This is a genomic window from Clostridium sp. (genome assembly GCF_036569345.1).
GTDB lineage: Bacteria > Bacillota > Clostridia > Clostridiales > Clostridiaceae > Clostridium_AD.
Map to the genome: position 1 here is coordinate 16843 of NZ_DATCQT010000190.1, position 11106 is coordinate 27948.

Consider the following 11106-nt stretch of genomic DNA (forward strand, 5'->3'; position numbering starts at 1 on the left):
TTCCTCCTCTTTTAATTTTATATTGTACTTAGTAATAAATCGGCAGTATATACAATGGCCCTTTTAATACTCTTTAGATTGTCCTCACTTGGTGAAAATTTAATTCTTATTGGGAATTCTATATCAATCATACCAGTAGACTTAATTACATCAGAAGTATTAAGAACTTTAATATTGCTTCCCGTCAAGTAATCCTGAACCACTTCTACAGCTTCTCCACTCCAACCATAAGAACCAAATGCTGCACCTATCTTATCTTCTAGGTTCATAACACTAAGATTCTTCAATACATCCTCCATATTTCCAATAATATCTGCATATTTAGTGGAGCTACCAAAGAAAATTGCATCGGCTTCTTTTATGGCTTTAATCACATCTTCTTTTGATATCTTATTTACATCCATAATCTCAGAAGCTATATTTTGGTCTTCAAATTTCTCCTTAATTACAGTAGCAATTTTTTTTGTCCTACCTGTCATCGTAGAGTATAAAATAAGTGTTTTTTTACCTGCATCTTTATTTTTACTCATATCATCATAAATATCTATAAAACTTTGAACATTATCTCTAATAATAAATCCATGGGATGGTGCTATTATCTTAATGTCTAAATCCTTTATTTTCTCAATCATATTCTGAACATATCTTCTATGAGGGTGCATTATCAATTTATAGTACCCAATATAATCATCCTTTATGTCCTCTTTTGCCATATCATTAAAATACTCATAATTAGCTATGTGGGTACTAAAGATATCACAAGGAAATAAAATCTTATCTTCGATGCTATAAGTTATCATAGTCTCCTGAGTATGAAGATACGGTGTTTCAATGAATTTTAGTGTCTTGCCTCCTATATCAAGAGTATCTCCATCCCCTACTACTAGAAATTCTCTATTATGCAGTTTGTACATTTCCTTAAGTTGATCTACAGCAAGCTTTGTGCACACAATTACTGCATTTTTAGCACTAGCTGCCAAACTTCCAAGGGCACCAGAATGATCAGGTTCAGTGTGATTAATTACAATGTATTTAATTTTATCAAGAGCAATTATATTTTTTAAATTTTCAATATATTCTCTTCCAAAACTCATATCAACAGTATCAATCACTGTAGGCTTTTCAGTCATTAATAAATAACTGTTATAAGTAGTTCCTTTAGTTAATGTTAATCTATGAAAAGGTACATCTCTATCATCTACTTTACCAACCCAAAATATATTTTCACCTAGCATAATATTTTTTTTCATAATCTATTCCTCCAATGCTTTAATTTATTTTCACATGTTCTTGCTTTCCTATAACCCTATTCTATATTTATTTAAGTTATAAGAATATGATTTAAATCACATTTTTAAAATAACAACAAAAATCACCTGTAGATATTGTTCAAATATCTACAGGTGATTTTTATGTTTATCATTTAAATCTTATTTATTTATTGCAGTCCCACTCCATGGTTACAGGACTTATTCACGTATTAATTAATGATGGAAACTAACTTTGTCGCTATTATTTAATACTGGATTATTTTTTAGTACAAGATTATTCTTTAAATATTCCAATTCAATACGGAAATCACGAAGAAGTAAAAATATCATATCACGACTAACCCCGTGACGAATCAAAATACGTTGCACGGTTATATTCTGACGGTTACTTGGGAGTGGATAGGATGCAATTTGCCAACCATGCATTCTTAAACGATCAGAAAGATCATAAAGTGAAAATCCCGTTGTAGTTTCATTTTTCAGGGCATAGCAAACTGCTGGTATACCGCCATATCCATCATATAATATATCCAATAAATCTATTTTTCCTAATTGCTCACCTAAATACTGAGCAGTACTCGCACATTCATTTTGAATTTCAGTATAGCCATCACGACCCAATCGTAAAAAATTATAGTACTGAGCAATAATTTGGCCAGCTGGCCTTGAAAAATTCAGTGCAAAGGTTGGCATTTGCCCTCCTAAATAATCAACATTAAAGATTAATTCCTTAGGCAAATCATCTGTAGTCCTCCAAATTATCCAACCAACACCAAGTGGGGCCATTCCAAATTTATGACCTGAGGCATTAATAGATTTAACTCTAGGAATACAAAAATCCCACTTTAGGTTACTCTGTATAAATGGTGCAATAAATGCTCCGCTAGCTCCATCTACATGAATAGGGATATCTAAGCCTCTTTCATTTTGGATTTTATCTAGTGCTCTAGCTAACTCCTCCACAGGTTCATAAATTCCCGTAAATGTGCTGCCCAAAGTTGCCACTACTCCAATTGTGTTTTCATCGCAATAATCATTTAGTTTATCTGGATTAATACCTAACTCATCAAGCGTTAATGGAACTTCTCTAATTTCAACATCAAAGTACCGTGCAAATTTATGCCAACATATCTGCACAGGTCCGCATACAAAGTTAGGATTATTTGTAGATTTCCCCTCCGCTACGCGTCGCTTGCGCCACTTCCATTTCAGCGCCAAGCCACCAAGCATTGCGGCCTCACTAGATCCGGTCGTTGAACATCCAATGGTATCTTCTTTTTTAGGTGAATGCCAAAGATTTGCCAATATGCTCACACATCGATGTTCAATCTCAGCAGTTTGCGGGTACTCATCTTTGTCTATCATATTTTTGTCAATTGACAAATCCATGAGATCACGAACTTCATCTTCAATGTAAGTAGTACAAAAGGTTGCCAGGTTTTGACGTGAGTTGCCATCCATGAAAAGTTCATCAATCACCAATTGCCGAATAACTTTAGGATCAGAAGTTCTTTCAGGCAACTCATTTTTTGGCAACTGAGTCAGAGCTATTGAATTTGCATATAGATCCTTATACCCATCTTCTTGTCTATTTTTCTTCTTACGATGCAATGCCATATTCTATTCCACCTTACTCTCTACATAATATTATTTTACTGATTCTGAATTAAATCTCACAAAGTTTCTTTGTACACATTACTTTATTATATCCTTTTTTTCTACATTACACACTATTTACCCAACTACTGTATGATTAATGGTAAACAAGTTTTAAATACAGCAAATTCATCCTCAATATATTATTATTTAATCCTAAAAGAATTGAGTTTTCATAAGATTTTTGTTTATAATATAGTTATAGCAATTTAAAAAATAAATACTCTTATAACTAAGAAAAAGCGATGGCCACTTTGGAGGATATAAATGAAAAACAAAAAAATATTATTAATAACAGGACTTCTTATACTTGCTTTTATTTTTACTTCCTTCACCATTAAATTAGCATCTAATAAAATTAATCCTAAAATAAAAGCAAATCAGAATGTTACGTTTTTTGTTGCGTCAGACATTCATTATTTAGCTAAAAGTCTAAGTGACAATGGAAAAGCTTATAAGACATTTACAGACACACGAGATGGAAGACAACTAAATTATATAGAAGATATCGTAAATGCATTTGTAGCTAATATTAAAATTAAGAGACCTGACGTGCTAATTCTAAGTGGTGATTTAACAACAAATGGAGAAAAAGCTAGTCATATAGAACTTGCGAAGAAACTTAAAGAAGTGGAAAGTTCAGGTACAGCAGTTTATGTGATTCCAGGAAATCATGATGTTTTCAATCCTTACGCAAGAAGCTTTAAAGGCGATAAGCAATATAAAACAGACTATATAAGCGATGTTGATTTCAGTAAAATATATGCAAACTTTGGTTACAATGAAGCAGTATTAAGAGATAAAAGCACCTTAAGTTATCTAGCAGCCCCTTCAAGTGACACTTGGTTATTAATGCTGGATACCACTAAATATAAAGATAATATAAAACTTGGTTATCCAGAGGCCGGAGGAAAAATCAGTGCTAGTACTCTTGATTGGATAAAAAAGTGTAGCAAACTTGCAAAGGATCATAATGCAAAGATTGTTACAGTGATGCACCAAAATCTATTAGACCATGTAGAGGGAATTACTAATGATTTTACAATTGATAACAGCAAAGAGGCAGTCAAGGTTTTTAAGGAAGCAGGCTTAAGAATTGCTTTAAGTGGACATATTCATATTCAAGATATAAAGCTACAAAATAATGGTAGTGGTCCAATTTATGATATTGCAACAAGTGCGCTAATTGTATACCCAGAGCAATATGGTATTTTAAAATATTCACCTAAAAATGGCTTTGACTATAGTACTTCTCAAGTAGATGTTCAAAGCTATGCAAAAAAATTAAACTTGCAGGATCCAAATTTAATTAACTTTAACGAGTATTCAAAAAACTTCTACGAAAGCCATACCTATAATACTGCAATTAGTAGGTTATATCTAACCGAGGAGTTTACGGATGAGCAAAGTAAAGAGGTTGCTAAAACTAAAGTAATGCAGAATGAAGCACGAAATATGGGAACAACAAATAAAAATAAAGAAACAATAATAAATTCTAAGGGCTTCAAATTATTAGAGTCAAATGAGGATAATTTTCTGAAAAAATTTTTAGAAAGTGCATACAATAATGGAATAGATAATAATAAATTGCATATACCCAATTATACTAATATAAAATAAGAGGCCTTTAAGTAATAAAAAAAAAACAAATAAAGGCCCGATCATTTGCTTACTTGTGCAAGACATCAAAATACTGATCATCTTTATTCAATTTAGCTTTAGCATAGGGACAGATAGGAATTATTGTTTTGTTGTTTTCTCTCGCAAAATCAACAACCTTTTTAAGCAATTGTCCGCCTATATTTTGGCCTTTTAACTGCTCAGATACAAAAGTATGCTCAATGATTATCACATCTCCATCATGTACCAGTTCTACCTTAGCTAATGCTTCTTCTTCATTATCACCTACAAAAAAACTCTTTTCTCCTTTTTTTATATCTATCATAATAAATCCTCCTTACTTAGCTATTCATTGAATCATTTACAATAAAATTAGTTTACAAACTAACTTTATTATATCCTCTTTTCTTAAATTACGCTCTATTTAAATTTAAAAATTCTATAGATTATAATACTATTGGGCATGGAAAAACTTGAAGTGGACATAATTTAAATGAGTACTAATTTACAGGAAGGTGATAATTTGAAGAACCTTGACTTTAATAAGAATGTAGTGGATTTCCTATTTGTAGCAGTAGGCTGTGTATTGATTGCATTTTCAATTACTGCTATTCTAAGACCCAATGGATTAATAACAGGAGGGATAACTGGGGTATCAATCATATTAGAAAAATTGATTAATATTAAGTATACCTATATCTATTATGTTCTATCTATTTTAGTTTTAGCTGTTGCTTGGATATCTATGGGTAAAAGAGAAGGTATTAAAATAATTACACTGTCCATAGTATTTCCTTTTGTATTGATAGTTTTTGAGAGATTTAATTATTGCTTTATAAAAAATGATTTGATGCTGGCCTCAGTTTATTTTGGACTTATTGCTGGAATTGGATCTGGCCTTGTGCTAAAAAGAGGATTTTCAATGGGTGGGACTGATACTGTTGCCAAAATTCTTCATCATAAGATTTTTACTTTTATAAGCATAAGTGAGATTTTACTTTGTATTGATGGAACACTAATTGCATCATCAGTTATAGTATATAATTCTAATATCGCACTTTATGCTATTATTTCACAAATCATAATGGTTAATATGATTAACGCTGTGATGTTTGGATTTGGTTCAAAGAAGGTCATGCTTGAGATAATAAGCGATCATCATCAAGCTATAACTCAATATATAATTCACAACATTAAAAGAGGAGTTACCAGTTATGAGATAAAAGGTGGTTATAAGAACTTAACACGCTTAAAACTTCAAACACTCTGTTCTCCAAGAGAATCTATGTTAATTAAGAGATATATAGCAGAAACGGACCCTGATGCCTTTATAGATGTTTTGCCAGTAATCTCAGTATGGGGCAAAGGAATAGGATTTGATCGTTTATCAGAAAAGTAAAAATTTTTATATACAAAAGGGAGTTCATAATAAAATTAACTCCCTTTTTTTAGGATTGACTGGACTCGCAGCAAATTATTAGCGGTTAGCTACTTGCTAATGAAACTTGTTAGGTGTCTTAGCCCCCTCATTTTCCTTAACTTTCTCTAAATAATCCTTTTGATTTACTATATTTTCTTCAAAATCTTCTACAGCATGTTTAGTAAAGTTACCTACCTTTGCCATATTAACAAATTTTTGTCCATCGCCTTTTTCATTCATGAAAAATTCCTCCTTTTAAATATACTATTTAAGCATCTGGATAAAATAACATTAAAGATGTCTAATAGTAGTATCCCAAATGAAATGATATTTTATGAAATAAAAATCAATGATTATACCACTTGAAATTTTCTTACATACACTTAAAAACTTTGGTTATATTAATATTAGAATATTTATTATTCAGAGGCAAACTAATATTTTTTTGTATTCTTAATTAATATAAGGAGGTTCTTGCAATGTCACATGTAGACAAAAAAAGTAATCAAAAAAGTAAAACACCTGTTCAAAAAACACAAAAGGAATTAGATAAAGTGAAGTACGAAACTGCTAATGAAATAGCGTTTGATAAAAGCTTTAAAAAATAAGAAAAAAACACAAATAAATTTTCTTTAATATTAGTAGAAGAGAGATGTCCTCGGACATCTCTCTTTTTAAGTAACTACCCAATATTCTCTACTATTTTAGCTACCCACTTGCATAAATCTACTGATGCTTTTTTAGCAGTTTCAATAACTCTTGCGTGAGAGTGTTTTTGCTTTTGTATACCTGTAGCCATATTTGTAATGCAAGCTATTCCAAGTACATCTATGCCTAAATAATTTGCAGCTATTGTTTCAGGAACTGTAGACATTCCAACAGCATCTGCACCTTGTCTTCCTATTGATCTTATTTCTGCTGCTGTTTCATAATAAGGTCCCATGAACCCTGCGTACACGCCTTCTTTATATTCAATACCCATTTCGCCAGCAATCTTCTTTGCTTTATCTATTAATACAAGCTTATATGGTTCAGACATATCAGGAAATCTTGGTCCAAATCTTTCATCATTAATTCCGATCAAAGGGTTATCAGAAACTAAATTAATAAAATCATTAATAATCATTAATGTTCCTGGTTTAAAGCTTGTATTTATGCCCCCGCAGGCATTAGTTACTATAAGCTTTTCAATCCCCAAAAGCTTCATCACGAACACTGGGTAAGCAACTTCCTTCATGGTATAACCTTCGAAATAATGAAATCTGCCCTGCATTGCAAGGACCTCTACATCCTTTATTTTTCCCAGGACTAATCTGCCTTCGTGTCCTTCAACTGTTGATTGAGGAAAGTTTGGTATATCCTTATAATCAATGTATTGTTTATTTTCTATGGCATCAACCAAATCACCGAGTCCTGAGCCTAAAATAATTGCCACCTTAGGCTTTAAATTCATTTTGCTTTGTATATATTTTACTGATTCTGTAACCTTATCATACATGTTATTCATGTTCTTATCCTCCTAGAAATTTTAAATATCTTTTAGTATCCATCTATCATTAAAAGCTTTTTTAACGAACTCTTTCTTACATAGGTATTCTCTTAAGGTATCTCTTAAATATTCTTTGTTATATCTTACATTTCTATTGTTTTTTAGAGAAGTATATCCAGTTCCTCTATGAAGATAATCTGAAGAGGCAACACCATACCATCTCTCCTGCTCAAGACTTTCACCATTAATAATAATATTTGTTATCCTTCTTCCATCATGCTTTATCAAAGCATTAGAAACATGAAGTCTTCCTAAATATTTGCCCCTAAACCCCGGTCCCTTACCTTCCATAAAACAAAATTCACTATCTAAGGAATTCTGAAGGGCTTCTTTAAGATGTTTACCTAACACCTCAAAATATGTTGGATTCAATGGTGAGTGACATATTTCTAAAAGTTTTTTTCGAGAAACTCCACCTTTTCTGATTCCACCATTTATTACTCCGCTATTTATTAATCCAATATCAGTTTTAAAAACATCTGCCAATGCATCAGCCAATAAATTAGTAATAGGATTCTCCTCAACTACATCGTGCCATAAATCGACGTCAATATTATATAAATTTTTACTAAGAGTTACTATTGCTTTTTCTTTATTTTCCTTTAATATCTGATTGATTTTGTCATTGGAGGAACATTCGTAAGTTCTAATATTCTTATCCTCTAATAATTCTACTTTTGTGTGATCAATTTCTATTCTTAGAAGTCCCAAATGTTCTCCAAAACATCCTGAGGTATGAATTATAGTATTACAAACAGTCTCAGGCTTGTCCATAAGTATATGAGAATGACCACCTATTATTACATTAACTTCTTCTAGCTCCGCTATTTTTCTATCAGCATCTATTCCTGAATGAGATAATACTATACACAAATCATACTTATCTTTATTTAGCATTATTTCCTGTTTTATTGTCTCTAAATAATCTTCAACTTTAAAACCAGATAGTTCATTAAATGGGCCCAAATCCGGTGATGTTCCTATAACTAAAATCCTTAGATTATTTTTATGTAATATAATACTTTTTTTCACGCCTTCAACGTCAGTTTTCTTTAGTGTAACAATATTACAACTTAGAAAAGGAACCTTTGATTTTGTTGCCATATTAACTAATGTATCGTATCCATTAAAAGTTTCATTGTTACCTATAGCTATGGCATCATAACCCGCATACTCTAATAACTCTATAGCCGCAAGCCCATCTGTTCCCTGCAATTCTAACCTTTTAAAATCTGCAAAATCACCTGCATCTAATATTATTGTATTTTCATCTTTTAATTCTTTTATTTTGCTTACTATCTTAGAAAAGTTCTCGTAATTACTGTGAATATCATTGGTATGAAGTATATTTAGCTTCATTTTATATCTCCCCAATCTTATGCAATATTTATATTATTATGGTAATTATACCACTGAATTATAGAAATAATTAATAAAAGGCCTTCCTGGAAACATCATTGTGAGCAATGTTATTTTAGAAAATATTTACTTATGCAGGTTGTATACCCTTAGCATTTACATCAAATTTAACACATTTAATATTATAGCCTGCTTTGGTAACTATATTGATAATATCATCTTTAAACTTAATATCCTTTAAGCTAATATCAACTGTATTTGTTTGTTCCATAATACTGATAGAATTTATTTCATATTCTATCATATACTGAGTTAATAATTTTTGTATACCATAAAGTGAATTAAGTGAAAATTTTTGAATTGAAAAAATTACACTATCATTATTAACAATTGATTTATAAGTTTGTAGATTTTTATTTGAAACTAAATTGACATGCAATATCCCATTACCATCTAAATAGTGGCCAGCATAATCATCAGGAAATGAAGTGTTAGTTGACGATATTTTAAAGCTATTCATCAATTTGTTGGCTGAAAGTATACTATTGTCATATACAGATTGATTTTTTATTTGTACGCTAGTTTGGGGTTGATGAGAAGTTGATACCATAGGTGAATCTTCTAAAGTTTTAGATTTACAACTTGATAAACTTAAAATTAATATTGAACTAACCAAAGTAACTAATAAGATTTTTTTCATCATTGAAATCCCCCTTTATTCTTACTTAATTTCATAATCTTTACACGTAATTACTAAATTATATTTTATGTATATACTAAATATAACATATATTTCAAATATAAGGTATTTATTAGGTAACTTTGTTATCCACCCTTTCTATTAACTTCCTTAAACCGCCTTAAATAAGAAAAGGTATAGCAAAATTTAATTTTGCTATACCTTCTTTCTAATACTAGTTGCAATATTTTACTTCAGCCTAACTAGATTTTTTAACAGTCAGATAAAAGTGACTTATCTGGCGTTACAAGTATCTTTACCTGTTTCTTCTTTTCTGGTCCAGTTAAAGTTTTAAAGCCTTCTTCTACTATATCATCAAGAGCTATTTTTTTAGTTATATATCCCTCAGCTTTAATTCTTCCATCATTCATTAATGCAATTGTCGATGGGAATTCATGCCTATATGCTAATGTCCCGACTATTTTCTTTTCAGTGAATACTAAAACATTAGGATTAAAGCTTACATCACCTTCCCAAATACTTGTTATAACCATAGTTCCTTCGTATTTTATACTATCAATCCCTGTATCAAACCCTATTTTAGCTCCAGTAGTTTCAAAAGCTACATCTACACCTACTCCACCTGTAAGTTTTTTAACTTCCTTAGCTATATCAACTTCATTTGGATCAAGAACAACATTTGCGCCTGCTCTTTTTGCATATTCTTGTCTTATTGATTTTCTTTGTAGGACTACTATAAGTCTAGCCCCTGCAGCTTTTAGGCATTCAATTGTTGCAAGACCTATTGGACCTGAACCAAGTACAATTGCAGTATCTCCTGTATTAAAATTAGCCATTCTAATAGAGTGAAGCGCAACTGCCATTGGTTCTATCAACGCTGCTTGTTCATAGGACATACTGTCTGGTATTTTATGTACATATTCTTCTGGGAATACAGTATATTCAGCAAGTCCACCGCCACTTCCACAAAGTCCATGGAATCCTAATGATGAGCATAGATTATATTTTCCTTCTTTACATGCTGGGCATTTACCACAAGCTACAATAGGTTCCACTGTAACTCTATCTCCAACCTTAATATTAGTTACGTTTTCTCCAATTTCTACAACGTCACCTGAAAATTCATGACCTAAAACAACTGGTGCAACGTTACCACTTAAAGGATGAGGTTGTCCGACTGGTATAAAAATTGGTCCGCCTAAATATTCGTGTAAATCCGATCCACATATTCCACACCATTTTACTTTAATTTTAACATTTCCTTTATTAACTTTTGGTTCTTCTATTTCTTCAACTCTAACGTCTTTTACTCCATACCATAATGCTGCTTTCATAATAAAAATTCCTCCTAAATGATAAAATCATATGTTTTATTGTTAATTTTCTCACATACTTATATAGCAATTATCATTCCAAAATAATAATTACAAGGTAATATTATTGAAATATTATTTATCTCACTGCTTTAGAATAGCTATAGCTTAAGATAATCGTTTAATTTTTTTCATTTTACAAAATAAAAAGTCTTAAG

At 31.1% G+C, this 11106-nt stretch carries 11 protein-coding genes; 3 read left to right on the top strand and 8 right to left on the bottom strand.

Annotated features, from left to right (window positions below):
• Positions 1–17: 17 nt before the first annotated feature.
• A complete protein-coding gene (locus tag VIM70_RS20210; RefSeq protein WP_331947585.1) occupies positions 18–1250 on the bottom strand; it encodes an FprA family A-type flavoprotein in 1233 nt (410 codons plus the stop codon).
• Between the two features lie 234 nt (positions 1251–1484).
• Positions 1485–2888: a glutamate decarboxylase gene (locus tag VIM70_RS20215; RefSeq protein WP_331947586.1), complete on the bottom strand. Its 1404-nt coding sequence runs from the start codon at positions 2886–2888 to the stop codon at positions 1485–1487.
• A gap of 306 nt (positions 2889–3194) precedes the next feature.
• Here VIM70_RS20215 and VIM70_RS20220 point away from each other — a divergent pair, with 306 nt between their 5' ends.
• Positions 3195–4547, top strand: a complete 1353-nt coding sequence (locus tag VIM70_RS20220; RefSeq protein ID WP_331947587.1) for a metallophosphoesterase — start codon at positions 3195–3197, stop codon at positions 4545–4547.
• A gap of 49 nt (positions 4548–4596) precedes the next feature.
• Here the strand turns inward: VIM70_RS20220 and VIM70_RS20225 are convergent, their stop codons facing one another.
• On the bottom strand, positions 4597–4872 hold the full coding sequence (locus tag VIM70_RS20225; protein WP_331947588.1) for a GNAT family N-acetyltransferase: 276 nt from the start codon (positions 4870–4872) through the stop codon (positions 4597–4599).
• Between the two features lie 168 nt (positions 4873–5040).
• On the opposite strand from VIM70_RS20225, the gene VIM70_RS20230 reads away from it, so the two are divergent.
• On the top strand, positions 5041–5946 hold the full coding sequence (locus tag VIM70_RS20230; RefSeq protein WP_331947589.1) for a YitT family protein: 906 nt from the start codon (positions 5041–5043) through the stop codon (positions 5944–5946).
• 96 nt (positions 5947–6042) lie between these two features.
• On the opposite strand, the gene VIM70_RS20235 is transcribed toward VIM70_RS20230, so the two are convergent.
• Positions 6043–6207 carry a hypothetical protein gene (locus VIM70_RS20235; RefSeq protein WP_331947590.1) on the bottom strand — a complete coding sequence of 55 codons (165 nt, stop codon included), beginning with the start codon at positions 6205–6207 and terminating at the stop codon, positions 6043–6045.
• 239 nt (positions 6208–6446) lie between these two features.
• On the opposite strand from VIM70_RS20235, the gene VIM70_RS20240 reads away from it, so the two are divergent.
• The gene (locus VIM70_RS20240) at positions 6447–6575 is read left to right on the top strand and encodes a small, acid-soluble spore protein, alpha/beta type (protein ID WP_331947591.1); all 129 of its coding nucleotides are present in this window, start codon (positions 6447–6449) and stop codon (positions 6573–6575) included.
• Between the two features lie 74 nt (positions 6576–6649).
• Here the strand turns inward: VIM70_RS20240 and VIM70_RS20245 are convergent, their stop codons facing one another.
• The 4 genes from VIM70_RS20245 to VIM70_RS20260 form a co-directional block, all read right to left on the bottom strand.
• The gene (locus VIM70_RS20245; protein ID WP_331947624.1) at positions 6650–7465 is read right to left on the bottom strand and encodes a purine-nucleoside phosphorylase; all 816 of its coding nucleotides are present in this window, start codon (positions 7463–7465) and stop codon (positions 6650–6652) included.
• Between the two features lie 30 nt (positions 7466–7495).
• The gene (locus tag VIM70_RS20250; protein ID WP_331947592.1) at positions 7496–8875 is read right to left on the bottom strand and encodes a bifunctional UDP-sugar hydrolase/5'-nucleotidase; all 1380 of its coding nucleotides are present in this window, start codon (positions 8873–8875) and stop codon (positions 7496–7498) included.
• Positions 8876–9005: 130 nt separating this feature from the next.
• Positions 9006–9578: a hypothetical protein gene (locus VIM70_RS20255; RefSeq protein ID WP_331947593.1), complete on the bottom strand. Its 573-nt coding sequence runs from the start codon at positions 9576–9578 to the stop codon at positions 9006–9008.
• 248 nt (positions 9579–9826) lie between these two features.
• Positions 9827–10909: a 2,3-butanediol dehydrogenase gene (locus tag VIM70_RS20260; RefSeq protein ID WP_331947594.1), complete on the bottom strand. Its 1083-nt coding sequence runs from the start codon at positions 10907–10909 to the stop codon at positions 9827–9829.
• Positions 10910–11106: the final 197 nt, after the last annotated feature.

Coding starts and splice junctions, on each gene's coding strand:
- VIM70_RS20215 (WP_331947586.1), bottom strand. CDS start 2,888: ATGGCATTGCATCGTAAGAAGAAAAATAGACAAGAAGATGGGTATAAG.
- VIM70_RS20250 (WP_331947592.1), bottom strand. CDS start 8,875: ATGAAGCTAAATATACTTCATACCAATGATATTCACAGTAATTACGAG.
- VIM70_RS20260 (WP_331947594.1), bottom strand. CDS start 10,909: ATGAAAGCAGCATTATGGTATGGAGTAAAAGACGTTAGAGTTGAAGAA.
- VIM70_RS20255 (WP_331947593.1), bottom strand. CDS start 9,578: ATGATGAAAAAAATCTTATTAGTTACTTTGGTTAGTTCAATATTAATT.
- VIM70_RS20210 (WP_331947585.1), bottom strand. CDS start 1,250: ATGAAAAAAAATATTATGCTAGGTGAAAATATATTTTGGGTTGGTAAA.
- VIM70_RS20235 (WP_331947590.1), bottom strand. CDS start 6,207: ATGAATGAAAAAGGCGATGGACAAAAATTTGTTAATATGGCAAAGGTA.
- VIM70_RS20220 (WP_331947587.1), top strand. CDS start 3,195: ATGAAAAACAAAAAAATATTATTAATAACAGGACTTCTTATACTTGCT.
- VIM70_RS20245 (WP_331947624.1), bottom strand. CDS start 7,465: ATGTATGATAAGGTTACAGAATCAGTAAAATATATACAAAGCAAAATG.
- VIM70_RS20230 (WP_331947589.1), top strand. CDS start 5,041: ATGAGTACTAATTTACAGGAAGGTGATAATTTGAAGAACCTTGACTTT.
- VIM70_RS20240 (WP_331947591.1), top strand. CDS start 6,447: ATGTCACATGTAGACAAAAAAAGTAATCAAAAAAGTAAAACACCTGTT.
- VIM70_RS20225 (WP_331947588.1), bottom strand. CDS start 4,872: ATGATAGATATAAAAAAAGGAGAAAAGAGTTTTTTTGTAGGTGATAAT.